Annotated in this window: 22 protein-coding genes; 9 read left to right on the top strand and 13 right to left on the bottom strand. The window is 71.7% G+C overall.

The annotated features are described in order from the left end of the window. Positions 1-34 precede the first annotated feature (34 nt). The 7 genes from ACGFIV_RS14500 to lanKC all read right to left on the bottom strand — a co-directional run bounded on the left by ACGFIV_RS14500 (position 35) and on the right by lanKC (position 7,703). Complete coding sequence (locus ACGFIV_RS14500) at positions 35-562, bottom strand: hypothetical protein (protein ID WP_358553685.1); 528 nt, start codon at positions 560-562, stop codon at positions 35-37. After that, the gene (locus ACGFIV_RS14505) at positions 559-1,023 is read right to left on the bottom strand and encodes an Asp23/Gls24 family envelope stress response protein (protein WP_392835097.1); all 465 of its coding nucleotides are present in this window, start codon (positions 1,021-1,023) and stop codon (positions 559-561) included. The genes ACGFIV_RS14500 and ACGFIV_RS14505 overlap by 4 nt, the downstream gene beginning before the upstream one ends. Positions 1,024-1,186: 163 nt before the next feature. Next, positions 1,187-2,899: an ABC transporter ATP-binding protein gene (locus ACGFIV_RS14510; RefSeq protein WP_358553681.1), complete on the bottom strand. Its 1,713-nt coding sequence runs from the start codon at positions 2,897-2,899 to the stop codon at positions 1,187-1,189. Further along, the gene (locus ACGFIV_RS14515) at positions 2,899-4,701 is read right to left on the bottom strand and encodes an ABC transporter ATP-binding protein (protein ID WP_392834949.1); all 1,803 of its coding nucleotides are present in this window, start codon (positions 4,699-4,701) and stop codon (positions 2,899-2,901) included. Before ACGFIV_RS14515 ends, ACGFIV_RS14510 begins: the two co-directional genes overlap by 1 nt. A 75-nt stretch (positions 4,702-4,776) precedes the next feature. After that, entirely contained in the window at positions 4,777-4,908 is a 132-nt protein-coding gene (locus ACGFIV_RS14520) for a SapB/AmfS family lanthipeptide (RefSeq protein WP_358553678.1), read from the bottom strand. A 36-nt stretch (positions 4,909-4,944) separates the two neighbouring features. Next, positions 4,945-5,076 (bottom strand): SapB/AmfS family lanthipeptide, encoded by a 132-nt coding sequence (locus ACGFIV_RS14525; protein WP_358553676.1) that lies wholly within the window; start codon positions 5,074-5,076, stop codon positions 4,945-4,947. A 5-nt stretch (positions 5,077-5,081) separates the two neighbouring features. Continuing rightward, positions 5,082-7,703, bottom strand: coding sequence for a class III lanthionine synthetase LanKC (lanKC, locus tag ACGFIV_RS14530; protein ID WP_358553674.1), 2,622 nt, complete (start codon positions 7,701-7,703; stop codon positions 5,082-5,084). 517 nt (positions 7,704-8,220) lie between these two features. On the opposite strand from lanKC, the gene ACGFIV_RS14535 reads away from it, so the two are divergent. Then, a complete protein-coding gene (locus ACGFIV_RS14535; RefSeq protein ID WP_358553672.1) occupies positions 8,221-8,412 on the top strand; it encodes a DUF2795 domain-containing protein in 192 nt (63 codons plus the stop codon). A 75-nt stretch (positions 8,413-8,487) separates the two neighbouring features. Here ACGFIV_RS14535 and ACGFIV_RS14540 read toward each other — a convergent pair whose 3' ends face one another. After that, a complete protein-coding gene (locus tag ACGFIV_RS14540; RefSeq protein ID WP_392834956.1) occupies positions 8,488-9,159 on the bottom strand; it encodes a response regulator in 672 nt (223 codons plus the stop codon). Then, complete coding sequence (locus ACGFIV_RS14545) at positions 9,156-10,793, bottom strand: sensor histidine kinase (protein WP_358553668.1); 1,638 nt, start codon at positions 10,791-10,793, stop codon at positions 9,156-9,158. The genes ACGFIV_RS14540 and ACGFIV_RS14545 overlap by 4 nt, the downstream gene beginning before the upstream one ends. A gap of 194 nt (positions 10,794-10,987) precedes the next feature. Here ACGFIV_RS14545 and ACGFIV_RS14550 point away from each other — a divergent pair, with 194 nt between their 5' ends. After that, positions 10,988-12,364 (top strand): cation:dicarboxylate symporter family transporter, encoded by a 1,377-nt coding sequence (locus ACGFIV_RS14550; protein ID WP_358553666.1) that lies wholly within the window; start codon positions 10,988-10,990, stop codon positions 12,362-12,364. Positions 12,365-12,408: 44 nt separating this feature from the next. Here ACGFIV_RS14550 and ACGFIV_RS14555 read toward each other — a convergent pair whose 3' ends face one another. After that, a complete protein-coding gene (locus ACGFIV_RS14555; RefSeq protein ID WP_392834961.1) occupies positions 12,409-13,410 on the bottom strand; it encodes a hypothetical protein in 1,002 nt (333 codons plus the stop codon). A 180-nt stretch (positions 13,411-13,590) separates the two neighbouring features. Here ACGFIV_RS14555 and ppgK point away from each other — a divergent pair, with 180 nt between their 5' ends. From ppgK to ACGFIV_RS14585, 6 genes are all read left to right on the top strand, one after another. Further along, on the top strand, positions 13,591-14,337 hold the full coding sequence (gene ppgK, locus ACGFIV_RS14560) for a polyphosphate--glucose phosphotransferase (protein WP_392834965.1): 747 nt from the start codon (positions 13,591-13,593) through the stop codon (positions 14,335-14,337). 112 nt (positions 14,338-14,449) lie between these two features. Continuing rightward, positions 14,450-14,881, top strand: coding sequence for an ATP-binding protein (locus ACGFIV_RS14565; protein WP_358553660.1), 432 nt, complete (start codon positions 14,450-14,452; stop codon positions 14,879-14,881). A 127-nt stretch (positions 14,882-15,008) separates the two neighbouring features. Beyond that, a complete protein-coding gene (hrpA, locus tag ACGFIV_RS14570; protein ID WP_358553658.1) occupies positions 15,009-18,899 on the top strand; it encodes an ATP-dependent RNA helicase HrpA in 3,891 nt (1,296 codons plus the stop codon). 258 nt (positions 18,900-19,157) lie between these two features. Continuing rightward, positions 19,158-19,898, top strand: coding sequence for a hypothetical protein (locus ACGFIV_RS14575; RefSeq protein WP_392834970.1), 741 nt, complete (start codon positions 19,158-19,160; stop codon positions 19,896-19,898). Beyond that, entirely contained in the window at positions 19,895-20,659 is a 765-nt protein-coding gene (locus tag ACGFIV_RS14580; protein WP_358553654.1) for a GNAT family N-acetyltransferase, read from the top strand. The genes ACGFIV_RS14575 and ACGFIV_RS14580 overlap by 4 nt, the downstream gene beginning before the upstream one ends. 104 nt (positions 20,660-20,763) lie before the next feature. After that, the gene (locus tag ACGFIV_RS14585) at positions 20,764-22,029 is read left to right on the top strand and encodes a cytochrome P450 (protein ID WP_358553652.1); all 1,266 of its coding nucleotides are present in this window, start codon (positions 20,764-20,766) and stop codon (positions 22,027-22,029) included. A 27-nt stretch (positions 22,030-22,056) separates the two neighbouring features. On the opposite strand, the gene ACGFIV_RS14590 is transcribed toward ACGFIV_RS14585, so the two are convergent. Both ACGFIV_RS14590 and ACGFIV_RS14595 read right to left on the bottom strand, forming a co-directional pair. Next, positions 22,057-22,617, bottom strand: a complete 561-nt coding sequence (locus ACGFIV_RS14590; RefSeq protein ID WP_358553650.1) for a TetR/AcrR family transcriptional regulator — start codon at positions 22,615-22,617, stop codon at positions 22,057-22,059. A 59-nt stretch (positions 22,618-22,676) separates the two neighbouring features. Continuing rightward, entirely contained in the window at positions 22,677-23,786 is a 1,110-nt protein-coding gene (locus ACGFIV_RS14595; protein ID WP_358553648.1) for a DUF6745 domain-containing protein, read from the bottom strand. Positions 23,787-24,028: 242 nt separating this feature from the next. On the opposite strand from ACGFIV_RS14595, the gene ACGFIV_RS14600 reads away from it, so the two are divergent. Continuing rightward, positions 24,029-24,685, top strand: a complete 657-nt coding sequence (locus tag ACGFIV_RS14600) for an HAD family hydrolase (protein WP_358553646.1) — start codon at positions 24,029-24,031, stop codon at positions 24,683-24,685. 15 nt (positions 24,686-24,700) lie between these two features. Here ACGFIV_RS14600 and ACGFIV_RS14605 read toward each other — a convergent pair whose 3' ends face one another. Beyond that, entirely contained in the window at positions 24,701-26,608 is a 1,908-nt protein-coding gene (locus tag ACGFIV_RS14605; RefSeq protein WP_358553644.1) for a nitrate- and nitrite sensing domain-containing protein, read from the bottom strand. Positions 26,609-26,732 lie beyond the last annotated feature (124 nt).

The raw sequence follows: 26,732 nt of genomic DNA on the forward strand, positions 1-26,732 counted from the left end.
GCGCAGAGACGCTCGCCGGGTCCGGCGGCGCCGCTCACGGGGATGCCGGGGTGTCTCCCGGTCCCTCGGGGGAGGCCGCGTCGTTCGCGGTCGCGCCGATGTCGTTCTCGGGTCGTTCGCTCCCGGTCGTGTCCTTCCGGGCGCCGGTCTCCTGGTCGTCCCGGGGCTTGCCGGGCTCGCCGATGTCGGTGATGCGCACGTGGATGGGCAGTCCGGGCGCCAGAGGACCGACGGCGTCACGTACCTCGGCGGCGATCTCGGCCAGCGGCCGTCCGTACCGGACGACCACGGCGACCTCCACCTCGGTCTCGCGGACGGCCACCCCCGGCACCGTGCGGCCGGAGAGGTAGGTGGCCACAGGGCCCCCGGCCAGGGAGGCGACGTCCGGGCAGGCCCGCACCGCGTCGGCGACGCGGTCCGCCAGCCGCTCCTCGGGCACCTCTCGCGCCGTACCCGGCCGCTCGGGCGTCTCGCCGGTCGTACCCGCGCGCCGCCCGGTTCCGGGCGTGTCCCCGGGGCGCGCCGTCCCCGGCGTCCCCCGTGCGCCGGTCGGAGGCTTCATCGGACGCGGGCCTCCTGCGGCTCGGCCGCCTCGTCGCCGGGCAGGTGGAGGTCGTCCACGTGGATGTTGACCTCGGTGACCTCAAGGCCGCACATGCCCTCCACAGCGTCGATCACGTTGCGGCGGACGCCCGCCGCCAGATCGGGGATCGACACCCCGTACTCGACGATCACATCGAGGTCGATCGCCGTCTGGCGCTCGCCCACCTCGACGGAGACCCCCTGGGAGGCGCCTCCGGTCCCCCCGGTCAGACGCTCGCGTACGGCGCCGAGGGCCCGTGACATGCCGGCGCCGAGGGCGTACACCCCGGAGATCTCCCGGGCCGCCATACCAGCGATCTTCGCCACCACGGCGTCGGCGATCGTGGTCCTGCCCCGCTCGCTGTCGAGTTCCGCGCTTCCGCGCTGCGGTCCCGTATGGACGGCCCCGGCGTCGGGCGACCGGCCCGGCGTCTCGTTCATCTGTGCGCTCACCTTGTTGTCCTCCGTTCCAGCAGGACTCGCCTGCGTTGCCGAATAGGAAGGCACAACTGGCGTCAATCCACCACATACCCCTACGTGGGGTGATATAAGGCTATTTTATATCGAATGTGCGCTTTTTACTCTGACATGGGTGTGGCGGCGGTCAGGCCTCGGGCGTGACCGGGGCCTCCCAGCGGCCCATCAGATCCCGGTAGAGCGGCGAAGCCGCGACCATCTCCTCGTGCGTGCCCACCTGGGCCCGCGTGCCGTCCATGACCAGCACCCGCCGGGCGCGCAGGGCCGAGGTGAGGCGGTGGGCGATGACGACGAGCGTCCCGTCGCGGGCCGCGAACGCCTCCTCGGCCCGCGCCTCGGCCGCCGGGTCCAGGTGGCAGGTCGCCTCGTCGAGCAGGACCAGCCTCGCGGGCGACAGGTAGGCCCGGGTGAGGGCGATGAGCTGGCGTTCCCCCGACGACAGCTCGGAGGGATCGACCTCGGCCGCGTAACCGCCCAGCCTGCGCGCCAGATCGGTCATGCCGACCGCGTCCACCGCCTTGTCGATGTCCGACGCGGAGGGCTCGTCCGCCAGGTAGGTCAGGTTCTCGCCCAGCGTGCCCCGGAAGACGTACGCCTCCTGCGGGATGAGGACGCGGGCCCGGCACAGGTCTGCGCGGCCGAGGTTCTCGACGGGGACCCCGCCGATGACGATCCGTCCGTCGCGCGGCCGGAGGATCCCGGCGACCAGCGCGGCCACCGTGGACTTGCCGATCCCGCTCGGGCCGACGACGGCGAGATGGTCGCCGTCGGGCACGGCGAGGTCGAGGTCGGAGATCACCGGTTCGGCGCCTGGGCCGTACGCGAACGTGACCCCGCGCAGCCGCAGCAGCGTGCCCGCCGGCATCCGCGCCGTACCCGGCGCCGCCGCAGGGGGACGCGTGCTCGTACTGGCGATGCGTTCGAGGGCCACCACCAGGCGCACGCCGTTGACGCCGACGCCCTGCACGAGGCTGCCGAGCGCGGGCGTCAGCGACTGTGCCACGTAGGTGAGCGTGCCGAGGATGATCCCGGTCGTCGCGCCGCCGCGGACCAGTGAAGGCGTGGCGGCCAGCACCATCAGGATGGGCAGCCACCCGCCCACCGCCAGCGAGAGCGTGCGGACGGCGGTGAGCCGGGCCAGTGACCGGCTCGTACGGGCCTGGTGGTCCACGTCCCGCTCGACACCGGCGGCCACGCGCTCCTCGGCCCCGCAGGCGATCACGTCCCGCAGGCCGTCCACCATGGCGGCCACCGACGCCGAGGTGCGCTCCTCGGCCAGGATGAGATCCCGCTGGAGCCTCGCCATGGCGGGCAGGGACATCAGGAAGAGCGCCAGGCCCGCCACCAGGGGCAGGATCACCAGGGGCAGCACGGCGCCCATCAGCGTCAGCACGCCCAGCACCACCCCCACCACCGAGAACAGGAACGACCTGACCACGGCGATCACGGCGCCGAAGGAGTCCCTGGCCAGCTCGACCTGGCGGTTGAGCCGCGCCACGGCGGCGCTGTCCGGCCGCACCCCCGAGGAGGCCGCGCGGTGCAGCGTGCCGTCGACCACCCGGCGCAACAGCGTGTCGCGGAACGGCTCCACGATCCCGGCGATCGCCAGGAGCACCTGCCGCGCGCCCACCGCCGCGGCCAGCCAGGCGGCGGCCAGCATCGCCAGCCACCCGAGGCCGGTCATCGGACGACCGGCGGAGAACCCGTCGTCCAGCGCGTGCGCGATGGCCTGGCCGGAGGCGAACGACGGCGCCGCCTCGGCGAACGACCAGCCGAGCAGCCGCGCCAGGTGCCGCGGCCGCCGCCGCAGCGCCTCCCACAGCAGGTCGCGGACCTCCATCACCGCTCCGCGACCTGGAACACCGCGCGGTAGGCGGGGTCGCGCCAAAGCACCTCGTGGGGGCCACGCCCCCGGATCCGCCCGGCCTCCAGCCAGACGACCAGGTCGGCGCGTGCGGCCGTCGCCGCGCGGTGGGCGACGATCAGCCGCGTACGGTCGCGCAGCTCCTCGGTGAGCGCCCTGGCCACCTGGTACTCGGTGACGGTGTCCAGGCTGGAGGTGGCGTCGTCGAGGATGAGCAGCCGCCCGCCGTGCGCGAACGCCCTGGCCAGCCCGACGCGCTGCCTCTCGCCTCCCGACATGGGGGCCTCGTCGACCGGAGTGCCGTACGAGCGCGGGAGCTTGCGGATGAACGGGTCGGCCGCCGCGGCCACGGCGGCGGTCTGGGCCGCCTCCAGAGGGCGTCCCACGGAGATCGCCTCGGCGAGGGTGGAACCGAAGAGCACGGGGCGTTCGAACGCGTAGCCGACGGCGCGGCGCAGCGCGGCGCGGCTGAGGCGGCGCAGTGGCACCCCGTCCAGCAGGACCTCGCCTTCATCCGGGTCGGCCAGCCGCCCGGCGACGGCGGCGAGAAGGGACTTGCCGCTTCCCGACCTGCCGACCACGGCCGCCACGGCGCCTCCGGGGACGACGAGGTCGAGGTCGCGCAGCACGGGCCTGCCGTCCACGCGCACGGTGACATCCCGCAGCTCCAGCCGCCCGCGCCCCCCGTCGTGGCCGGCCGGTTGGTACGTGCCCGGCCCGTTCTGACGCGGCACGTCGTGCCCGGAGGCCTCGGGCTCCCCGGGCGGGAGCTCCTCGCCGTAGGCCATGGCGGGCTCGTGGAGGACGTGAAGGACGCGCCGGGCCGCCGAGCGGGCCCGTCCGAGCCTGTTGAGGTAGCCGAGCGCCGAGCCGATGCCCGCGCCGAGTACCGCGTACCGCGCCGCCGCGAACAGCTCGCCGACGCTCAGCTCTCCCGCCGCCAGCCGGAGCCCGCCCACCCCGATCACCGCCGTCTCCAGCAGCGGGACCACGATGGCCGCCTGGACGCCGGCGCGGGCGTTGACGCGCCACAGGGCGAGGCCGTGGGCACGCAGGCGCGGCAGCGGCTTCAGCACGCGCCTGGTCTCCAGGTCCTCGGTCCCCGCGGCGGCGATGGTGCGCGCCCCGGAGAGCGCGTCGATCAGCCGCGAGGCGATGTCGCTCTGCGCCTCCTGGTAGCCCGTGGCGACGGCCGTCGTCTCCCGCAGGAACGCGCGCAGGACCACCCCGATCAGGGCCAGCCCGACCGAGAACGCCACGGCGAGCCAGGGATCGATGAGCGCCAGGGCGATAAGGGAACCGGCCGCGGGCACGAGCAGGGCCACGGCCGTGATCAGCGCCTCGGGGGCGGCCCCCACCTCCTCGGTGTTGGCCCCCGCCCTGGTCACGAGGTCGCCGGCCGGGAAGCGCCGGGAGATCGCGGGGCCGACGGCCAGCACGTGCCGCACCACGCGCCGCCGCAGCCAGCGGGAGGCCTGCGCGCCGCCCGAACCGGCCGCGAGCACCGCCACGGCGTCGCAGGCGACCACCGTGACGACGAGCGACGCGCACAGCAGGAGGGCGTCGGCGACGCCTGCGCCGGGGGTGACGAGCAGGTCGACCGCGCGGCCCAGCGCGCCGGGGAGCAGGAGCTCGACCACGGCGCCGGCCAGCGCGGTCACGGCGTACACCACGGGCCAGCGGCCACTGCGGTGCAGCACCTCGAACAGGAGCCGGTCCGCCGCCGGGCTCCGGTCGGTGCCGGTCACCTGGCCGCCTTGCGCCTGGGCGTCCGGCATCGAGGGTTTTCCTTCCGGGGGATCCGGGAATGAACAGGCCTGGAGCGGCCGGACAGGGCCGCTCCAGGCGATGTGTCAGTTGCCGCAGAGCAGGCTGAGGCTGCTGTTCTCGTGGGGGGTGCACCCCAGGAGGCTCAGGTTGCTGCCACCGCCACCGCCGCCGCCGCCGGTGGGGGCTTCCATGTCCTGCAGGTCGAGAAGCGCCATTTCGGTTACGCCCTTTCGTATGGATTTTCCGGGTGATCAGTTGCCGCAGAGGATGCTGAGGCTGCTGTTCTCGTGGGGGGTGCACCCCAAGAGGCTGAGGTTGCTGCCACCGCCGCCGCCGTGGCCGCCACCCGGGATCTCCATCTCCTGAAGGTCCAGAAGCGCCATGTAAGTCACCTCCTTTCGTCGCTCGTCGGGTCCACCGTCCCGGCGGGGTCGCCGGGCGGGGAGATCAGGGGAAGGGCCACCGGCCGGTCGTGCAGCACGGTGCCCAGTGCGAGGACCACGCCGGCCGTACCGGTGGCGAGGTCCATCGAGAGCCGGAGAAGCTGGTTGCCGGGGAAGGCGAGCCCGCCGCCGTACGGCATGGCGTGCCAGCCGAGCCGGGCGATCTGGTCGGCCACCTCGGGCGCGGCGTGGCCGAGGCCGGGCCGCAGCCCCGCGCCGAGGGCCGCGATCATGCCGGCCCGTCCGGCGAACAGGCCCGACTGGACGTAGTAGTCCAGGGTCGCGACGGGACCGATGTCCGCGAGCGCCCGCCGGAAGTCCTCGTCCTCGCGGTGCGCGAGGTACTGGCGGAGGACCAGTCCGATGCCGGCCGATCCCTCGTCCAGGTAGGGGTTGGTCCGCCAGCCCTGCTGGACCTGGAGCTGCCCGTCGTCGCGGCGGGTGCAGCGGCGCAGGTCCTGGCGAAGAGCGACGCTCGCGTGCTCCAGCAGCGCGGCGTCCCCGGTGGCCTCGTACGCCCGCAGGAACAGCAGCGCGGGACCCGAGGAGCCGCGCATCAGCCCGGCGTGGGGGTTGGCCCCGCCGCTGATCTCGGGCACGCTGTCGACGGCGCCGAGCCGGTCCGCCACCAGGTCGGCGATGGTCAGCGCGGTGCGCTCCAGGTCGCGCTCACCGGTCGCCCGCCCGAGGTGGAGCAGGTTGAGCCCGATGCCCGCGAGGCCGGCGTACAGGGTCTGGCCGAGTTGGTCCCACTTCTCCCGCAGGCACATGGCGACCAGGTCCAGGGCGTCCTGCCGGCGGCCGAGCGCCTCGAAGGCGTAGGCCACGCCGTGCAGGCCGTCGTAGAAGCCGAGGCCGGTGCCGGGCTCGGGGGCCATGGCCCGCTCGCGGAGCCACGCCTCGTGCTCGGGGAACCGCCCGGCGTCCGTCGCGGCCAGCGCGTACAGCACGCCCGCCGCGCCGTTGGCCAGGTTGAGCCCGCCGCCGGGCTGGAACTGGGCCGCGTCGCCGGGGAACAGGCGGTCGGAGCGTTCGGGGGTCGCGGAGGCCAGGATGGCCCGGCACGCGGCGTCCCTGACCGAGGTCCAGGAGGCCTCTCCCGGCAGGGGCAGCTCGCGCATCGCCCGCAGGCCCGCCGCGCCCTCGTCGGTCTCCGCGTCCTTGCCCAGGATGGTCCGTACGGCCTCGTCCACGTAGGCGGGGGGCACGGGGAAGGTGTCGCGCACCAGCGTGGCGAGGTGGGTGACCTTGGCGCGGTGCAGGGGGATCAGCACCGTCGACATCGGGGCGAACAGGTTGAGCCGCATGCAGGCCAGGGCGTAGCGGTCCGCCTCCACGCCGGCTCGGTCGGCGGGCGGGCAGAAGCCGGGGTGGGCCAGGGTCGGGCGCGCCTTGGCCTCGGCGAGGCTGGCGACCTCGAAGTCGATCAGGACGACCCGCTCGCCCTCCACCAGCACGTTGAAGGGGTGCAGGTCTCCGAAGACGACCCCCCGCTCGTGCAGCGCGTTCACCGCCCGCTCGACGCGGTCCAGCATGCCGAGCGTCCACTCGGTGTACTCGGCGGCGTCCTCGGGGGTGATGACCGCGCGGGTCAGGGGGTGCCGGTGGACCGACTCCTGGCTCAGCGTGGTGCCGTCCACGAACTCCTGGACGAGGAACTCGTGGTCGCCGAGCGTGAAGTAGTCGTGCGCGGCGGGGACGACGTCCAGCCCTTCGAGCCGCCGCAGGATGGCCGCCTCGTGCCGCAGGCGGGTGACCGCGTCCCGGCCGGCCGCGTCGAGCCCGGCGTGCGGCCTGGCCTCCTTGAGCACGACCTGACGGCCGGTGCGGGTGTCCCGCGCCTTGTAGACGCCGCCGCCGTTGGAGAAGTGCAGCACTTCCTCGATCTTGTACGGCAGGTCCGTCGTGGTGACCGCGTTACGCGCGGCGAGGTGGGGTTCGAGGAACGCCGGCAGGGTGACCCACGACGGCGGGGAGAACGCGGGCCCCCTCCGGTCGGGCACCAGGGTGCCGTCCGCGCTCTCGATCGCGAGCACCCGCTCGCGGTTGCCGGTCAGGCAGTACCGCTCGGCGAAGCCGCCGTACCGGACGAACAGCGGGCCGTCCCCGAAGCGCAGGTCGCTGAGGATGTACGGGCCGCGGACGCCGTGCAGGACCTCGTCCAGCTCCTTGAGCACGAGCTCCAGCTCGTCCACGTCGGCGGGGTAGATCGTGACCAGCTTGCCGCTGCTTCCCCGGTCGGCGTACTTGGAGTTGAGCATCGTGACGACGCGTGGGCCCCGGAGGAACTTGAAGCTGAGCCGGCGGCCGGCGCAGTAGTCCCAGACCGCGTCCAGCGTCTTCTCCGCGTCGTCCAGGCAGGAGGAGATGTGAATCTTCCATCCCTGCGGGGGCAGGGAACGCTCCCGGGGGCCGTAGTGCAGCCACGTGTCGGTCGCCCGGTGCTCCCACCCGGAGGGCACGTCCCTGCTCGCCAGGGGAAAGTCAGGGTGCTTCGTACGCTGGTTGTCAAGGGTGTCGTAAAACAGTGGATCGGCTAGGCAATAGATCTCGTATCTGTCGATCATGTCCCACACCCCTCTCAGCGCTCGATCGCTAGGAGGAGAATTACGGATAACCCCAGCCGTGCCTAGTGACGGTATCCACAGGTGTCATATGCCAGTGTCACTATTGCTTTCATGATGACTGTCACAGTCGCCCTGATTGACCTGTGATTTTCCCGGAAGAAGATGCATGACGGTGACTTCAGGAAAATTCCATGGTTGGCCGGGTTTGGCAGTGGGTGGAGTGAGATGGCCTCTGGCCTGCTACAGAACATTACTCGGGAGTTCGCTTGGGTACCCCCCCTGCGCCCCCACGCCGGGCTTCCCGGGTGCTCCTCCGCAGGGTCTCGCATTTGACCTGGTTTGTCCCGAACTCGGATTCCGGTCGGGAGTAAGCACCGCTGTGAAGGCGCGGCCGCCGCCTCCCGGGCGATCGTGATCCGAGTGCAAAGACTCGCTCGTCCAGCTCCTCTGAGGAGGAATGACCGGTTTCTCCGAGTCTGAGGAAGGACAGGAACCACCTTGCGACAAAGGAGGAATTATGACGCAGGTGGACTTCATCCACGTTCAGAAGTATTTGTCCGGGGTTGACTACCCCGCCAAGAAGGACCGGCTTCTGGAGCACGCCAAGCGGCAGGGCGCCGACAAGCAGGCGATGGAAGCCCTGAAGCGGCTCCCCGAGAAGGAGTACGACGGGCCGAACGCGGTGAGCAAGGCGCTCGCCGGTTCCTGACCGAAGGCCTGGGTCGTCCTTCACGCGCATCGTCGCCGCCGTGCCACCTGTCGGCCCGGCGGCGACGTCCATGGGTCACATGACCTGGTAGAGCAGTTCGGGACGCCCCAGCCCGCCGTACTGCGGCACGCGGCGCACGCTCCCGGTGCCGACGAGATGCTCCAGGTAGCGCCGGGCCGTCACCCGGGACACGCCGATCGCCGCGCCGACGGACTGGGCCGACACCCCGCCGGGGGCCTTGCGCAGCTCGCCCGCCACGGCCTCCAGGGTCGGCCCCGTCATCCCCTTGGGCAGGGGACCGCCGGTCGTGCCCCTGAGGGTGGACAGCGCGCGGTCCACCTCTCCCTGGCCGCTGACCTCCCCGGACCCGTCCACGGACGACCGGAACTCCTCGTACCGCCTCAGCTTCTCGCTCAGCACGGCGAAGGTGAACGGCTTGAGCAGGTACTGCACGACCCCCACCGAGACCGCCGACCGCACCACCGACAGGTCCCGCGCGGAGGTGACGGCTATGACGTCGCAGAAGACGCCCGCCGCCCGCAGCGCCCGGCACACGTCCAGCCCGTGCATGTCCGGCAGGTACAGGTCGAGGAGCACCAGGTCGGCCGGACGGCGCCGGAGGAAGCGCAGGGCCTCGCCGCCCGAGCGCGCCACCCCCGCGACCTGGAAGCCCGTCATCCGCTCGACGTACAGGCGGTTCGCCTCGGCGGTGAGCTCCTCGTCCTCGACGATCAGAATTGAGATCACGACGGCTCCCTCCGTACCCGCGCGTCCGTGCGGGCCTCGCGTCCGTCCGGGAGCGGGAGGCGGACGGTGAACACCGCGCCCTCGCCGCCGTGGGTGACCTCGATCGTGCCGCCGAGGCGGCGCACCGCCTGGCCGGCCATGGCGAGCCCGAGGCCCCGGCCGTCGCCCTTGGTGGTCCATCCGCGCCGGAAGACGTCCTTGGCGGTCTCGGCGCCGACGCCCGGCCCGCTGTCGGCGACGCGGATCAGGAACGTGCCGTCCTCGGCGCGCAGGTGGACGTGTACCCGGGCCGGAGGCGGGGCCGTCATGGCGGCCTCCGCCGCGTTGTCGACGAGGTTGCCGAGGATGGTCACCAGGTCGCGGCCGTCGAGGGCGACGTCGTCCAGCTCGCTGTCGGGACTGAGGGAGAGCTCCACCCCGCGTTCGGCGGCCTCCGCCGTCTTGCCGAGGAGCAGCGCCGCGATCACCGGCTCGCGCACCGCGCCCACCACCCGGTCGGTGAGCTGCTGGGCGGCCTTCAGCTCGGCCGTGGCGAAGGCCACGGCCTGCTCGGCACGGCCCAGCTCGACCAGCGTGACGACTGTGTGCAGCCGGTTGGCCGCCTCGTGGGCGGCGGAGCGGAGCGACTCGGCGAAGCCGCGTTCGGCGTCGAGCTGGCCGGTGAGCGCCTGCAGCTCGGTGTGGTCGCGCAGCGTCACCACGGTGCCGAGCGACCGGGACCCGGAACGCACCGGCGAGGCGCTCACCACGAGCACGCGGTCGCCGGTCAGGTGGATCTCGTCGGCGCGGTCCTCGCCGGAGGACAGCAGGCCGGACAGGGACGGCGGGAGCCCGAGGCCCGTGACGTGCCGCCCCTCCGCGTCGCCGGGCAGGCCGAGCAGCTCCCGTGCGCCGTCGTTGGCCAGCGTCAGCCGGCGCTCGCCGTCCACCAGCAGCAGGCCCTCGCGGACCGCGTGCAGGATCGCGTTGTGGTGCTCGTAGATGCGGCTCAGCTCGGCCGAGCGCAGGCCGTGCGTCTGACGGCGCAGCCGCGTGCCCACGAGGTACGTGCCCGCGGTCCCCGCCGTCAGGCCCAGCACCCCGGCGAGCGCCGCCGCGGCGATCTGGTCCCGTAGCTGCGCGCTGATCTTGTCGATGGTGATCCCCGCGCTCACCAGCGCCCGCACGTTCCCCGCCGCGTCGCGTACGGGCGTGACGGCGCGCACCGAGGGGCCGAGCGTGCCGGTGTAGGTCTCGGTGAACGTGTGCCCCGCGAGGGCGGGGGCGGTGTTGCCGAGGAAGCGCCCGCCGATCTGCAGCGTGTTCGGATGGGTGTACCTGCGGCCCTCCCGGCTCATGATCGTGATGAAGTCCAGCCCGGCCTCCCGGCGGACCCGCTCGGCGTACGGCTGGAGCGCCACCGACGGATCGGGGTCGTCCAGGGCGGCGAGCACGGCCGGCGAGGCGGCGACGCTGATCGCCACGGCGCTGGTGGTCCTGCCCGCTTCCTCGTCCAGGAGCCGGCGCACGTGGAGGAAGGCGAGGAGCGTGCCGCCCGCCACCGTGATCCCGACGACGACGATCTGCAGCACGAGCATCTGGCGCGCCAGGCTCCATAGCCTGAGCCGGGAGGCGATCGTCGTCAGGGCTTCCACTTTCACCAGTTCACGGGGTTCGCGGGGTCATGGATCTCTCACTGGTCCGGGGTCGCGCCGGTGAGAACGGCGATGAACGAAATGTACGCAATAGTGACCCAGATCACTACCAGGGCGCATAGTCACTCGACCGAAGCCTCACTTCCTCCGTACCGGCGTGCGAGACACGCGTACGAAACATCAAGGAGGGCCGCGTGACCATACCCGTATCCCCGGCGCACCGGGACCGTACCCGCTATCTCTACCTGGCGGTAATCGTCGCGGTGCTGGCCGGGATCGTGGTCGGGCTCCTGGCGCCCGGCACCGGCGTGGCGCTCAAGCCGCTCGGGACGGCCTTCGTGGCCCTGATCAAGATGATGATCAGCCCGATCATCTTCTGCACCATCGTCCTCGGGGTCGGATCGGTGGCCCAGGCCGCCAAGGTCGGCAAGGTCGGCGGCCTCGCCATCGGCTACTTCCTCGTCATGTCGACGGTCGCGCTGGTGATCGGCCTGGTGGTCGGCAACCTGGTGCATCCGGGCGAGGGCCTGCAACTGACCGACGCGCTGCGCAAGGCGGCCGAGGACCAGGCGGCCAAGGGCGGTGAGAGCGACACCACGTCGTTCCTGCTCGGCATCATCCCGACGACGTTCGTCTCCGCCTTCACCGAAGGGCAGGTGCTGCAGACCCTTCTGGTGGCCCTGCTCACCGGCTTCGCGCTCCAGGCGATGGGGGAGCGGGCGGTCCCGATGCTCAACGGGCTCGCGCACATCCAGCGGCTCGTCTTCCGCGTCCTGGCGATGATCATGTGGGCCGCCCCGGTGGGCGCGTTCGGCGCGATCGCGGCGGTCGTCGGCGCGGGCGGGTTCGGCGCTCTCCAGAGCCTGGCCCTGCTCATGTTCGCCTTCTACGCCACCTGCCTGCTGTTCGTCGGCCTCGTGCTCGGGCCGATGCTGTGGTTCGGGGCCGGGATGAACCTGGTGTCGCTGCTGCGCTACCTCGGCAGGGAGTTCCTGCTCATCCTGTCGACCTCCTCCTCGGAGTCCGCGCTGCCGCGCCTGATCGCCAAGATGGAGCACCTCGGGGTGAGCCGCGCGGTGGCGGGCATCACCGTGCCGACGGGATACTCCTTCAACCTCGACGGGACCGCCATCTACCTCACGATGGCGACGCTGTTCGTGGCGCGCGCCACGGGCGCCCCGCTGTCGGTCGGGGAGCAGGTCTCGCTGCTCGTCTTCATGATCATCGCGTCGAAGGGCGCCGCGGGCGTCACGGGCGCGGGGCTCGCGACGCTGGCCGGAGGACTCCAGTCGCACCGGCCCGAGCTGGTCGACGGCGTGGGGCTCATCGTGGGCATCGACCGGTTCATGTCCGAGGCCCGCGCGCTGACCAACTTCGCGGGCAACGCGGTCGCCACCGTCCTGATCGGCACGTGGGTGCGGGACTTCGACCGGGAGCGCGCCGAGGAGGTGCTCTCCGGGCGGATCCCGTTCGACGAGGCGACGTTCGTGGACGAGCACGACGGCGGCGGCCCGCCGCCTCCGGTCTCCGAGGAGCGCGTTCCGGCCATGTCGCCCGACGCCGGCCGCTGAGGCCGGCCCCGCCGGTACGACGCGGCAGGCCCTGACCGGACCGCTCACCTCGGGCGTCCGCTGCGGTAGACGGCCCTGGTGAGGGCGGTGAGCCGGGTGGCGGAGTCCGTGAAGGAGGCCCCGGCCGGTTGGAGGGTGAGCACGGCGACGATCAGGCGGTCTCCCTTGCCGACCAGGCCGGTGGTGTGGAGCACGGGGCGGCTCAGGTTCACCGGCGGCCCGGCCGCCGTCGCGACGGCCGGGGCTTCCATGGGCCCGGCCACCGTCTCGGACACGCTGCTCGCGCGCGTGCCGGCGCACCGGACGGCGGGCGTGGAGCCGTACCCCGACCAGCCCTGCTTGACCGCCCACGGCCGGGGCAGGGCGCTCGGGATGCCGAAATACTGGTCGAAGTCGTCGGCGGCGCACCGCGTGGCGTCGCGCAGGTGGCCGAGGACCAGGTCGCGGACCTTGGGGTCCGCCCGATCCAGCAGATAGCGGTACGTCCGCACGACGTCCGCCGCGCTCAGCGCGGTATAGCCCCAGAAGCCCGGCTTGGACGCGGGAGGCCGCTCGGTCTCGGTCAGGCCCGCCCGGCGGACCATCCGGTCGACGATCGCCCCCTGGCCGCCGCGCTTCCACAAGGCCGTCGCGGCGTCGTCGTCGCTGGAGCGGAGCATCCGCCGGAGCAGATCGCGGTCGCGCGCGGGGACGGCCGTACCCGGCTCGCGCGACTCCAGGTAGTCCACCGCGATGAGGATCTTGACGACCGACGCCGACCGGAACCGGGTGTGGACCTCGTACCCGACCGTCGCCCTTCCCGTGGCGCGGTCGAAGACCATGAAGCCCGCCTCCGTGCCGCGCGGGACCCGTGGCGGGCGAGCGGGCGAGGCGGACGGCTCCGGAGTCGCCTTCGCGGGAGCCTTCACGCGATCCTTCGCGAGGGACTGCCGGGCGCCGCCGGTCGCGGCCGGGGTGGGCGACGCCGTGTCCGGCCCCGGCTGTACGACCCCGCAGGCCGCCGTCAGGGCGGCGGTGAGGGCGATCGTCAGGGGCGCACGGCGCATTAGCCACATCATTCACCAATGCCTACCAGAACGGACACCTCCGGCGCTGAGGATCGGGCGATCCACGGACCGGCCCGGATCTTCCGTAGGGTGTCGGTTCCGGCGAGCGCCGGCGCGCATCACCGGTCGCATCCCGGCAATAAGGGCTGCACGGGCATCGTGGGCACTGTGAGGAGTGGCATGAACGTATTGGGAATCGACATCGGCGGATCGGGGATCAAGGGCGCCCCGGTGGACACGGTGACGGGAACGCTCCTCGCGGAGCGCCTGCGGATACCGACACCGAGCCCGTCGGCTCCCGGACCCGTCGCCGAGGTCGTCCGGCGGATCGTCGAGCACTTCTCGTGGACGGGGCCCGTCGGGATCACCTACCCCGGGGTCGTGGTGGACGGGGTGACCAGGACCGCCGCGAACGTCGACCACGCCTGGATCGACCTCGACGCGAGGAAGCTGTTCGCGGACGCGACCGGGCTCGACGTCACGGTCCTGAACGACGCCGACGCGGCGGGCGTGGCCGAGGCGAGGTTCGGCGCGGGCAGGGACCGCGGGGGGCTCGTGGTGATGCTGACCTTCGGGACGGGGATCGGCAGCGCCCTCATCATGGACGGCGTCCTCGTCCCCAACACCGAGTTCGGGCACATCGAGATCAAGGGCCACGAGGCCGAGCACCGCGCCTCCGACCACGCCCGCGAGGAGCACGACCTGAGCTGGGACAAGTGGGCGCACCGGGTGCAGGAGTACCTGGAGCGCATCCAGGCCCTGCTGTCGCCATCGCTGATCATCATCGGCGGGGGAGTGAGCAAGAAGGCGGACAAGTTCCTGCCCCACATCGAGCTCACGGGGACCCCGATCGTTCCCGCGATCCTCCAGAACGAGGCGGGCATCATCGGGGCCGCCCTGGCCGCGCGGCCGGTGCAGACCCCCTGACGCCCCCTGACGGCCTGGTACGGCCACCCCGGTGACCGTATTTCCTGGCGCCTTCTGTGTTTGTACCGGGCCCTGGGGGCACCTTTATCAAGGTGGGCCGGAAGGAGGCACCGTGGAGGTGACCATCGCATTGCGCTTGCCGCGCGATGCAGCGAGCGTGTCCGTCACCAGGCAGATCCTTGGGGCGGAGCTGGAGGTGCTCGGCGTCGAACGGCAGATCAAGGAGGACATCCAGCTCATGCTCACCGAGGCGTGTTCCAACGTCATCAGGCACGCTTCCGAGACCGATGAGTACACGGTGAGCGCACAGCTCGTCGCCGGCAAATTCGTGATCACTGTGGTCGACACCGGCAGCGGGTTCGACCCCGACAAGGTGGGTGTGAGATCGCCGCTGGCGGAGCACGGGCGGGGGCTCCAGATCATGCGGGCGCTCGCCGACGACGTCCGCTTCATGAACCGGCCGAAACACGGGGCCATCGTCTGCCTGGAGAAGGCGTTGCGGTTCGTCCGCGACTCTCCGGGCGAACTGCTCACCGCTCACTGAGCGCGCTCCTCCCCCGCCCGAGAGGGCGGGGGCGCGGGGCCACCGGTAAACCGTTGGCGAAGACGGGGGGCGGGTTGCTTATCCTTGCCGGTGGCGGCTGTCTGACGAGACGGCCGGGAAAGCGACCATGGGAACAGTTTCGTTGAAATCGCCCCTGACCGACCTGCGTGAACGCCTGCCCGCGCTGATGCTGCGCGACGAGATCAGGCTCCGCCGCCGTCTCGACGGCGCTCGCAGGGTGCGCGACGGGAAGGCCCTGCGGGCGATCACCGACCAGGTGACCACCGAGATCGAGGCCGCGGAGGCCCGCGTCGGCGCCCGGCGGGCGCTGGTGCCCGAGATCACCTATCCCGCGAGCCTGCCGGTCAGCCAGCGCAGGGACGACATTTTGGACGCCGTACGGGACCACCAGGTGGTCATCGTCGCGGGCGAGACGGGTTCGGGCAAGACCACCCAGATCCCGAAGATCTGCCTGGAGCTCGGCCGGGGGATCAGGGGCCAGATCGGCCACACGCAGCCCCGCCGCATCGCGGCGCGCACGGTGGCCGAGCGCATCGCCGAGGAGCTGGACACCCCGCTCGGCGAGGCCGTGGGATACAAGGTGCGGTTCACCGACCAGTCCGGCGAGGGCACGCTCGTCAAGCTCATGACCGACGGCATCCTGCTGGCCGAGATGCAGCGCGACCGGCTCCTGTCGCGCTACGACACGCTGATCATCGACGAGGCTCACGAGCGCAGCCTCAACATCGACTTCATCCTGGGCTATCTGAAGCAGCTGCTTCCCAAGCGCCCGGACCTCAAGCTGATCATCACCTCGGCGACCATCGACCCCGAGAGGTTCTCCCGGCACTTCGGCGACGCCCCGATCGTGGAGGTCTCCGGGCGCACCTACCCCGTCGAGGTCCGCCACCGGCCGATCAGCGAGGACCAGGAGGACCAGGCCCAGGCGATCGTCGACGCGGTCGACGAGCTGTGCGCCGAGGGCCCCGGCGACATCCTGGTCTTCCTCAGCGGCGAGCGCGAGATCAGGGACACCGCCGAGGCGCTCAAGGGCCGCAAGGAAGAGGTCCTCCCGCTGTACGCGCGGCTGTCGTCGGGCGAGCAGCATCGCGTCTTCCAGGCCCACAGGGGGCGCAGGATCGTCCTCGCGACCAACGTCGCGGAGACCTCGCTGACGGTCCCCGGCATCAAGTACGTCGTCGACCCCGGCTTCGCGCGCGTCTCCCGCTACAGCCACCGGCTCAAGGTGCAGCGCCTGCCGATCGAGCCGATCTCGCAGGCCTCCGCCAACCAGCGCAAGGGCCGCTGCGGCCGCACCTCCGACGGCATCTGCGTCCGGCTCTACTCCGAGGAGGACTTCCTCGGACGGCCCGAGTTCACCGACCCCGAGATCCTCCGCACCAACCTCGCCTCGGTCATCCTCCAGATGACCTCGCTCGGGCTGGGCGACATCGGGGCGTTCCCGTTCGTCGAGCCGCCGGACCAGCGGCAGGTGAAGGACGGCGTCAACCTGTTGCAGGAGCTCGGCGCCTTCGACGAGCACCGCAAGCTCACGGCGATCGGCGGCAAGCTGGCCCAGCTCCCGGTCGACCCCCGGCTCGCCCGCATGGTGCTGGCCGCCGACGGCAACGGCTGCGCCACCGAGGTCATGGTCATCGCGGCGGCGCTGTCCATCCAGGACCCCCGCGAGCGGCCCGCCGACAAGCAGGCCCAGGCCGACCAGAAGCACGCGCGCTTCGCCGACAAGGAGTCCGACTTCCTGTCCTACCTGAACCTGTGGGACCACCTCCGCGAGCAGCAGCGCGAGCTGTCCTCCGGCCAGTTCCGGCGCATGTGCAAGGCCGACTTCCTCAACTACCTGCGCGTCCGTGAGTGGCAGGACATCTACAGCCAGCTCAAGCAGGTCGCCAAGGGCATGGGCGTCACGCTCAACACCACGCGCCCGGAGCCGTACCGAATCCACGTCTCCCTGCTCGCCGGGATGCTCTCGCACATCGGGCTGATGGACGTCGAGAAGGCCGACAAGAACGACCCCGGCCCGCGCCGCAGGGCGGTCCGCGAGTACATCGGGGCCCGCAACGCGCGATTCGCGATCTTCCCCGGCTCGGCGCTGTTCAGGAAGCAGCCCCGCTGGGTCATGGCCGGGGAGCTGGTCGAGACCTCACGCCTGTGGGCGCGGGTCGTCGCCAAGATCGAGCCCGAGTGGGTCGAGCCGCTCGCCCAGCACCTCGTCAAGCGCACCTACAGCGAGCCGCACTGGGAGAAGAACCAGGGCGCGGTCATGGCGTACGAGAAGGTCACCCTCTACGGCGTGCCGATCGTGGTCGAGCGCAAGGTCAACTACGGCCGCGTCGACCCCGAGCTGTCGCGGGAGCTGTTCATCCGTCACGGCCTGGTCGAGGGCGACTGGGACACCCACCACCGTTTCCTCAAGGAGAACCGGCGGCTGCTGTCGGAGGTCGAGGAGCTGGAGAACCGCGCCCGCCGCCGCGACATCCTGGTCGACGACGAGACGCTGTTCGACTTCTACGACAAGCGGGTGCCCGAGAGCGTCCTTTCCGCCGCCCACTTCGACACCTGGTGGAAGCGGCAGCGTCAGGTCGAGCCCGACCTGCTGACGTTCTCCACCGACATGCTCATCAACCAGAACGCGGACGCCGGCGGCCTTCAGGAGGCCTACCCCGACGCCTGGCGGCAGGGCGGCCAGCGGATGCGGCTCACCTACCAGTTCGAGCCCGGGGCGGACGCCGACGGCGTGACCGTCCACGTCCCGCTCCAGGTGCTCAACCAGGTCGACGGCGACGGCTTCGACTGGCAGATCCCCGGGCTCCGCGAGGAACTGGTCGTCGAGCTGATCCGGTCGCTGCCGAAGCCGATCCGGCGCAACTTCGTTCCCGCGCCCAACTACGCCAAGGCGGTGCTCGAAAAGGTCACGCCCGGGAACGAGCCGCTCGTCGACGCGGTGGCCCGGGAGCTGTTCCAGCTGACCGGCGTCCGGGTGCCGCCCGACGCCTTCGATCCCGCCCGCCTGCCCGACCACCTGAGGGTCACCTACCGCGTCGTCGACGAGCGCAGGAAGACCGTCGCCGAGGACAAGGACCTGTCGGCGTTGAAGCGGCGGCTCGCGCCGAAGATGCGCGCCACGCTCTCCCGCGCGGGCGAGGAGCTCGAACGCACCGGCCTGCGCTCCTGGACCTTCGGCGAACTGCCCAAGCTGTTCGAGCAGGGACGGGTCAAGGCCTACCCGGCGCTGGTCGACGAGGGCGGCAGCGTCGCGATCAGGGTCTTCGAGACCGAGGCCGAGCAGCGGACCGCGATGTGGGCGGGCACGCGGCGGCTCGTCCTTCTCAACGTCACCTCCCCGGCGAAGGCGATCCTGCGCGGCCTCACCACCTCGCAGAAGCTGGCCCTCAGCCACAGCCCGCACCGGGACGCCGCCGAGTTGTTCGAGGACTGCGTCACCTGCGCGGCGGACAAGCTCATCGCCGAGTCGGGCGGCCCGGCGTGGAAGCCCGCGGACTTCCAGCGCGTCCACGAGCACGTACGTGCCGAGCTCTTCGACACCGTCTCCGAGGTCGTGGCCAGGGTCGAGCGCGTTCTCGCGATCTGGCAGACGGTGCGCGCCACCCTCGGCGCGATGAGAAGCCCGGCCGACACCCTTGAGGAGATCGAGGAGCACCTGTCGTCGCTGGTGTTCCCCGGCTTCGTCACCGCCACCGGCGAAAGGCGGCTGCCCGACCTGCAGCGTTACCTGCGCGCGGTGGAGCGGCGGCTGGAGAAGCTGCCCGATGACCCCTACCGCGACCGCGAGCGCATGCTCCAGCTCGACCGGGTGCGAGACGTGTACGAGGAGACGCTTGAGAGGCTTCCCCCTGCCCGCAGGTCGGAGGGCGCGGTCACCGACATCCGCTGGATGCTCGAAGAGCTGCGTGTCAGCTACTTCGCCCAGACCCTCGGCACCCCGTACCCCGTCTCCGACAAACGCATCCACAAGGCCCTGGCTCAGCTCACGGGGTGACCGGCCACCCGTGAGCCCGCGGCGGTCCGCGTTACGTCAAGGTGAACATATTTTCGGCCGCATGCGAACTATTGACATGATGGTCCGAATAGCACATCTTTGCACTGACAACATTGATGCGGGCGCGCGATCCACCCCGGAGGGACGATCCGCGGCCGACCTCCGATCAGAAATCGGAACAGGCCGCACGGGATCGCGCCCTGACGCGCCCGGCATCTTTCGAGAATCCACTCTCGAGTGACGAACAAGGACGACGCCTTGAGTGCTCTGATGGAACGGTACGAATCCTCGCTTGAGTCCAGCCGGCGGCAGTTCGCCGTGGACTCCGCGGTCTCGCAGGTGACCTCCCCCTCCTGCGACGAGAAACTGTTCGCCCGATGGATGCTGCGTTACAACGCCCACGGCATCCACATGACGCACGACGTCGAACGCTGGATCTCCAGCGCCGGCGAGCGGTGCGGAGAGCTGGGGATGGACCAGCTCGAAAAGGCGCTCAAGGCGCACTCCCGCGCCGAGGCCGGCCACGACAGCATGATGGTCGACGACGTGCGGGCCATCGCCGACTGGTGGCAGGAGCGCTTCGGCGAGCCGGTCGACGCGGACGATCTGCTGGGAGCGGCCCCTCTGGCCAGCGCGAACTTCTACGCCAAGCTGCACGAGCAGGTGATCTCGGGACCGGCCCCCTTCGCCCAGATCGCCATCGAGTACGAGATCGAGCGGCTGTCGGTGACGATCGGCCCGACGCTGGTCACCAGCTGCGAAAAGATCTTCGGTACCGGCACGGAATGCTACAGCTTCCTTGCCGAGCATGTCGAACTCGACGCGGGCCACACGGCCTTCAACCGGCGCCAGCTGGACGGGATCCTCACCGGGAATCCGGACGCCGTGGAGACCATGATTCAGACGGGCAGGGCCGCACTCGCGTCCTACGCGGCGTTCATGGCCGAATGCTTCGAGCTCGCCAAGGCAGACCTGGGGAAGACGAAGGTCGGCGTGTGAGCTCGGCCCCTTTCGGCGCGACCTGTCTCTCCGAGGGGTTGCCCACGACGTCTCCCGCTCCCGCCGGGGGAGGGAAGACGCTCGAACTCCGCATTCGCCACCAGCCCGCCTACGAACCTCCGATGCCGTGGCTGGCGGGGATTCGTGAGTTCCGGGCGGAGGTTCTGTACGACCGCGGCCGTCGGCCGGACTTCCGCGACGAGAGTGGCCGGTACATCGACGAGCAGGGCCTGGATTTCGGGTCCTACCACCTGACCGCGCATCTCGGCCCGGAGGCGGAGATCGCGGCGAGCGTCCGCCTGGTGCCACCGGAGTCTCCGGGCGAGTTCCAGGCCATCGACCACCTGGGACGGCAGGGCTACGCGGCCATGCTCACCGGACTGCGGGCCATGGGCACGCCCGTCCACGAGGCGGGCCGCCTGGTCGTCTCGCCCCGGGCCAGGGGCCTCGGGCTCGGGGCCTGGATGGTGGCGGCGGTCATGGCCGCGGGCCGGGCGGTGGGCGCTCCGCTGTTGATCGCCACCTCCGGCACGGCCGACGGGCAGCACCTGCTGTTCGAGCGGCTCGGCTGGTACGCCTGCCCGGGCACCGACAGGTACTCGTCCCACTACGAGGACACGGTGCGCGTCATCGCCCACCGCGTCGGCGAAGGGGCGGGCGAGTACGAGGCGACCGCCTCCGAGCTGAGCCGCCACATGGACGGCGCCCAGCTCGACGGATCCGTCCGGATCCGGGGCCTCGGCCTTCCGGCCAGGGGCTGAACGCACCCTCACCACGGCGTGGTCTCCTCCGCAGGAGCGGAGGAGACCACCGCCTCCGTGCCTCCGCGCACACTCACGACCCCCCTCTCCACTGGGAAAGCACAATGGAACTCACGCTGGCCGCTCCTCTGCTGCGGCTCGACCCCCTGGCGCCGGACGTGCACGAGGAGGCCGCACACCTGCGCTCACTCGGGCCCGTGGTCCCGGTCGAGATGCTCGGCGAGGTGACGGCCTGGGCGGTCACCCGCGACAGCACCGCCCGCGAACTCATGGTCGACACCGCGCGCTTCGCCAAGGACATCAAGTACTGGGGGGCCTTCGGGCGCGGAGAGGTACCGCCCTCCTGGCCACTGCTCGGCCTGGTCGCCTCGGGACCCAACATGCTGACCACCGACGGCGAGGAACAGCGCCGCCTTCGTACCCCGCTCGCCAGGGAGTTCACCGGCCAGCGGGTGGAGAGGCTGCGCTCCCGCGTGGAGGAGATCACCGCGACCTACCTCGACCTGCTCGCCGCGCAGGCGAGCACGGCCCCGGACGGCGTCGTGGACCTCAAGAGCGAGTTCGCCTTCCCCCTGCCGATGACCGTGATCGGCGAACTGCTCGGCGTCCCGGGGGACTGGCACCAGGAACTGCACCGCCTGTTCAACACGTTCTTCGACGAGCTGGCCACGCCCGAGCAGGTCATGGCCACCCACCAGGCCCTGCACCAGGCCCTCACCGATCTGATCGCCCTCAGGCGCGCCGAACCCGGGGACGACCTCACCAGCGCACTGGTGAACCGGGCAGGGCTCACCGACGCCGAGCTCGTGGGGACGCTACAGCTGATGATCGCCGCGGGGCACGAGACCACGGTCTACCTGCTGATCAACGCGGTCCGCGCCCTGCTCGCCCATCCCGGCCAGCTCGCCATGCTCCTCGACGGCACCCAGCCGTGGAAGAACGCGATCGAGGAGGTCCTGCGCTGGGACCCGCCCGCGAGCAACGTCGCCTTCCGGTACGCCACCGAGGACACCGAGGTCGAGGGCGTCCGCATCCGCCAGGGCGAGCCCGTCATCATCTCCTACGTCTGCATGGGCCGCGACCCCGAGCGCTACGGGGAGAACGCCCACCTGTTCGACATCACCCGCCCCCACCCGAGCGGAGGCCACACCTCCTTCGGGTACGGCGCGCACGCCTGCATCGGCGCGCACCTGTCCCGGCTGGAGGCGGCGGTCGCGCTTCCCGCCCTGTTCGCCCGGTTCCCCGGCCTCGCCCTGGCCGTCCCGGAAGAGCAGGTGGAACGGACTCCGTCCGTCATCTTCAACGGCAGGCGCACGCTGCCGGTGCGCTGCGGCGCGCCGGCCGGTGGACCGGCGGCGGACGAAAGGTGAACCTGGAGGGCGGCCTCGTCACGCGGGTCAGCGCGGGCTGAGGTGGTGGCTGAGGGCGCGGGCGAGGCCTTCGACGTCGTCGCCCGGCCGGATGTTGCCCTCCAGGATGAGGCTCGCCAGCCCGTGCATCAGCGCCCAGACGGCGATCGCGATCGTGCGGTCGGTGGAGCCGAGTTGCTCGGCCGTGCCGTGCAGGAGCTGATGACCCGCGCGCTCGCGCGCGGCGACGAAGTCGGGGTCGCGGACGTTGAGCAGGTCGGGGGCGCGGATGACCGCGAAGTGGCCCGGGTGGGCCACGGCGAACATCACGTAGGCCACGCCCTGCTCGGCGAGGCCCCCCGCCACCTGCGCCCGCTCAAGCTCGTCGGCCAGCAGGTGGTAGCCCTCGACCGCCAGCGCGGTCAGAAGGCCCGCCTTGTTGCGGAAGTGGTGGGTGGGCGCGGCGTGGGAGACGTCGGCCTGGCGCGCGACGTCGCGGAGGCTCAGCGCCGCCGGGCCGTCCTTCGTGACTGCCAAAAGGGCGGTGTCGAGCAGGACGCGTCGCAGGTCACCATGATGATAGGACTGTCGACCCTCGCGACCGCTCACGTCGGGCATCCTACCGAGTCACCGGAGACACCCCGCAAGTACCGCGCGGCGCGTCACCTCTACGGAGTGTCTCCGTAGGGCCACGCCGACGCGTACTGGTCCCCGGTGAGGCCGTGCGCCCACCCCGCGGCGTCGAAAGGCGTGGCGACCTCGGCGGGGACCACCAGCGCCGAGGCCCGGCGGACCCCGTCGCGGGCGTCGGGCGCGGCGCTGTGCAGCAGGACCCGCGCCGGTTCGCCGAGGATCCGCTCGGGGACCTCGTACAGCGCCAGCACCCGCCCGGAGTCGCGCGGCTCCTCGGCCTCGGCGACGAGCGTCAGTCCGGCGTCGGCGACGTAGCGGTCCCAGCCGAGCGACTCGATGGCGCACCTGCGGACCTCTACGTCGTCCTCGGCGAGGATCGCGTCCGTGGTGGGGGTGGTGACGACCCACGCGGGGACGCGCGTGCCGTGCCAGGCGTAGACGGCGCTCCCGTCGGGCCAGGCGAGGGCGGGCCCGGTCGCGCTGTGGAGCCGGTGGTCCTCGTCGCGCCGCACCAGCAGGGGCCGCTCGCACAGCACGGCCGCGCCGTCCAGGGGGAACCACCAGCCCACCAGCCGGGTCACCTCCGCCAGCGCGTCCAGGCGCTCGTCGGCGTCCATGAGCGCGACGCGCAGCGCGCAGGTGTAGAGCGCGATCCAGTAGGCGTCGCCCCACACCCCGAGCGCGCCCCACACGTACAAGCAGGGCTCGGAGCTGGACCGGTCGTTGAGATGGCCGAGGACCTGGCCGCGGAGCCGGCCCCTGAGCCCGTTCCAGAGCTGGTCCCACAGGCGGCTCTTGAGCTGGTCGCGTAACCGGTCCCAGAGCCGCACGCCGAGCCTCGCGTGGAGCATGCGATCGACGTCGTCCCTGAGCCGGTCCTCGAAGGGGAACCTGTCGACGTCGATCGGCCTGAAGGGCGCGGCGGCCGAGAACGCGCTGAGCGGTGAGTCGGTCCAGACCGTGCGACGGGGAGGCTCCAGGCCGGCCGCGCGGTAGGCCCCGCGCACGGCCTCTTCCGCGCGGTCCCTGTCGACGGGTGCGGTGGTGAGGCCGTCCCGCAGCCACTGGTCACGGACGGTGGCCACGAGTGCCTCGTGCTCGACGGTGAGGGTGCCGTCGAAACCGGGGAAGGTCCTGCCGCTCATCTCTTCACTCCTCCGGACTGCGCCTGGCGTGCCGTACGAGATGTGGATCGCTTCACCCTTGCTGTCCCGTGATCGGTCTGATCGACGTGGACGGCCGGCGTGCCGACCTTCAAAGGCTCGCCGGGCACTCTTGGAACTGGCTTGTAGGCCGCTGAATCCCAAGGCACCGCCCCGCACGGGGGATCGGGAGGCGGTCCGGCGGCCGGGTAGGGTTTTCAGGGCGCCTGCGAGGAGGAGGTCCCGTGGTCGGGGCGGTGGTGTTCGATGTCGGGGAGACGCTCGTCGACGAGACGCGCATCTGGTCGCGATGGGCCGACCGGCTGGGGGTCCCGCGGTTCGTCATGCTCGGGGTGCTCGGCGGCATGGCCGCGCTCGACCGGTCGCACAGGGACGCCTTCGAGGTGGTGCGTCCCGGCCTGGACGTGGAGGCCGAGATGGAGGCGTGGCGCCGTGACGACCCGGGCGGCCTGCGGGAGAACTTCGACGCCGACGATCTCTACCCCGATGTGCGGCCCGGCCTGACGGCGCTGCGCGAGGCGGGCTACCAGCTGATCATCGCGGGCAACCAGCCCCCGCAGGCCTACGACGCGCTGGTGGCGATGGACCTGCCCGTGGACGCCGTCCACACCTCGGCCGGGTGGGGCGTCAGCAAGCCCCGGCCGGAGTTCTTCGCCAAGGTCGCCGCCGTCGCCGGCAGGGAGCCCGGCGAGATCCTCTACGTCGGCGACCGGCTCGACAACGACGTCCTCCCCGCCCGTGAGGCCGGCATGCGCACGGCGCTGCTGCGTCGCGGCCCGTGGGGCTACCTGCACGCCGAACGGCCCGGCGCGCGGCGCGCCGACGTGATCGTCGACGGCATCCCCGAGCTGGTCACCGTCCTCGCCGCCGGCCGCCTCTGAGCGCCGATCTTCCGGTTACAGGGGCTTGCCCGGTTCGGGAGCCGGTTCTATGGCCGGGGCGAGCGAGTGGGTGCTCACGCCGGTCTCCCGCGCGGAGGGCGGCCCGTCCTGGCCCGCGGGGATGATCAGGGTGTGCGGCAGCAGCACCACGGCGGTGGTGCCGCCGTACGGCGAGCGGCGCAGCGAGACCTTGGCGTCGTGCCGGTCGGCGAGCTGGTTCACCACGAACAGGCCGAGCCGGTCGCTGTCGGCCAGGTTGAACTCCGGGGGGTTGGCCAGGCGGCGGTTGACCTCCGCGCGGTCCTCGTCGTTCATCCCGAGGCCCCGGTCCTCGATCTCGACGGCGAACCCCCGCCCCACCAGCTCGCCCTTGATCGTGACCCGGGTGCTGGGCGGGGAGAAGACGGTGGCGTTCTCCACCAGCTCGGCGAGCAGGTGGATCACGTCGGCGACGGCCGTGCCCACCAGCGAGGCGTCGGTCATCGGGAGCACGGTGACGCGCGTGTAGTCCTCGACCTCGGCCACGGCTCCCCGTACGACGTCGTGCATCGGGACGGGCTTGCGCCAGGCCCGCCCCGCGGGCGCCCCGGACAGGATGATCAGGCCCTCCGCCTGGCGGCGCATGCGCGTGGTGAGGTGGTCGAGCCGGAACAGGTCCGACAGGGCGTCGGGCGCGCCGGTCTTGCGCTGCATGGAGTCGAGCTGGGTGAGCTGGCGGTGCAGCAGCGACTGGTTGCGCCGGGCCAGGTTGCGGAAGACCAGGCTGACGCCCTTGCGGAGGTCCGCCTGGCCGACCGCGGCCTCGACGGCGGTCCGCCGCACCGTCGAGAACGCCTGGGCGAGGTCCTGCACCTCCATCGTGGTGCCGGTGACGGGGATCGGCGGCGCCTCGCTCTCGACGTCCACGGCCTCGCTGTCGCGCAGTTTGGCGACGACCCTGGGGAGCCGTACGTCGGCGAGGTCCAGGGCGGCGCTGCGCAGGCCGGCCAGCTCCTGGGCGAGCCCCCGTCCGAGGCGCGCCGAAAGGATCACGGCCATGAGGATCGCGATGAGGCCGAGCCCGCCCGCGATGACGATCTGGGCGATGATCCCCGAGGCGGCGGCGTCGGTGCGGGCGTTCAGCAGGCCGGCACGGCTGACGCCGAGCTGGTCGATCCGCGACCCGAGCTGGTCGGCGAGGGGCTGCCAGGCGGCGGACTGCTCCGGGCGCCCGCCGCGCGAGATCACCTGGTTCTCCATGGTGGTGAACCGCTTGTAGTCGGCGGAGGCGAGCAGGTCGTCGTACGGCCGGCGCAGCTCCGTGTCGAGCGCCTGGAGGCCCCGGCCGAGCAGCAGCCTGCGCCCGGCGACCATCTGGGCGAACTCGCGCTGCTCCTCGTCGTCGAGCGAGCCCTGCAGGATGGCACCGGAGAGCAGGGCGTCCTCCTGGGAGAGCAGCTCGCGGGACCTCACAACCGTCTGCAGGCCCGCCGCCTTGCGGTAGAGCGCCAGCTCGGGCACGGTGACGAGCTGGTCGTACATCTGGTAGAGCGAATCCTGGATATCGGTGTACTGCAGGATCGCCTGGAGACGGCTGGTCGCGCGGGCGTCGACGTCCTCGCGGATCAGCTTGAGCCTGGCGAGCTGCCTCTCCAGCTCCGTGAGGCTCTGGACCTCCTCGGGGCCGGTGGCCGACTGGCCCTCCAGCGAGGTGGCGCGCTGGTGGAACAGGACCACGGCCCTGTCGGTCTCCTCGCGCGCGGCCGACAGGCGCCCGCCGTCGGGGGAGTCGCCGCTCAGGAAGATGGACGACAGCTGGCGCTCGTGCTGCACGTGGCCGGCCACGACCGCGGCGGGGCTCGCGACCTGCTCGAACAGCGTCACCGCTCTGCGGAGGTCGAAGAAGTCGCCCACGATGTGCCCGGTGATATAGGTCCAGAGCACGATTAGCGCGACAATCGGCAGGCTGAGCAGCGAATATAACCTATAGCGAATAGTGCGATTCTGAGGGGCCATATCTCCGCGCCTAGCGTGAGGCCTATAAAGATGTGATATCGCGCTCGATCTC

Source organism: Sphaerisporangium sp. NPDC049003, from assembly GCF_043197795.1.
Classification (GTDB): domain Bacteria; phylum Actinomycetota; class Actinomycetes; order Streptosporangiales; family Streptosporangiaceae; genus Sphaerisporangium.

What these genes read in the sequence shown, in the direction of transcription:
- ppgK (WP_392834965.1), top strand. Translation starts at nt 13,591, where the DNA reads ATGAACGTATTGGGAATCGACATCGGCGGATCGGGGATCAAGGGCGCC.
- ACGFIV_RS14525 (WP_358553676.1), bottom strand. Translation starts at nt 5,076, where the DNA reads ATGGCGCTTCTGGACCTTCAGGAGATGGAGATCCCGGGTGGCGGCCAC.
- ACGFIV_RS14520 (WP_358553678.1), bottom strand. Translation starts at nt 4,908, where the DNA reads ATGGCGCTTCTCGACCTGCAGGACATGGAAGCCCCCACCGGCGGCGGC.
- ACGFIV_RS14585 (WP_358553652.1), top strand. Translation starts at nt 20,764, where the DNA reads ATGGAACTCACGCTGGCCGCTCCTCTGCTGCGGCTCGACCCCCTGGCG.
- ACGFIV_RS14535 (WP_358553672.1), top strand. Translation starts at nt 8,221, where the DNA reads ATGACGCAGGTGGACTTCATCCACGTTCAGAAGTATTTGTCCGGGGTT.
- hrpA (WP_358553658.1), top strand. Translation starts at nt 15,009, where the DNA reads ATGGGAACAGTTTCGTTGAAATCGCCCCTGACCGACCTGCGTGAACGC.
- ACGFIV_RS14595 (WP_358553648.1), bottom strand. Translation starts at nt 23,786, where the DNA reads ATGAGCGGCAGGACCTTCCCCGGTTTCGACGGCACCCTCACCGTCGAG.
- ACGFIV_RS14555 (WP_392834961.1), bottom strand. Translation starts at nt 13,410, where the DNA reads ATGCGCCGTGCGCCCCTGACGATCGCCCTCACCGCCGCCCTGACGGCG.
- ACGFIV_RS14510 (WP_358553681.1), bottom strand. Translation starts at nt 2,899, where the DNA reads ATGGAGGTCCGCGACCTGCTGTGGGAGGCGCTGCGGCGGCGGCCGCGG.
- ACGFIV_RS14500 (WP_358553685.1), bottom strand. Translation starts at nt 562, where the DNA reads ATGAAGCCTCCGACCGGCGCACGGGGGACGCCGGGGACGGCGCGCCCC.
- ACGFIV_RS14515 (WP_392834949.1), bottom strand. Translation starts at nt 4,701, where the DNA reads ATGCCGGACGCCCAGGCGCAAGGCGGCCAGGTGACCGGCACCGACCGG.
- ACGFIV_RS14505 (WP_392835097.1), bottom strand. Translation starts at nt 1,023, where the DNA reads ATGAACGAGACGCCGGGCCGGTCGCCCGACGCCGGGGCCGTCCATACG.
- lanKC (WP_358553674.1), bottom strand. Translation starts at nt 7,703, where the DNA reads ATGATCGACAGATACGAGATCTATTGCCTAGCCGATCCACTGTTTTAC.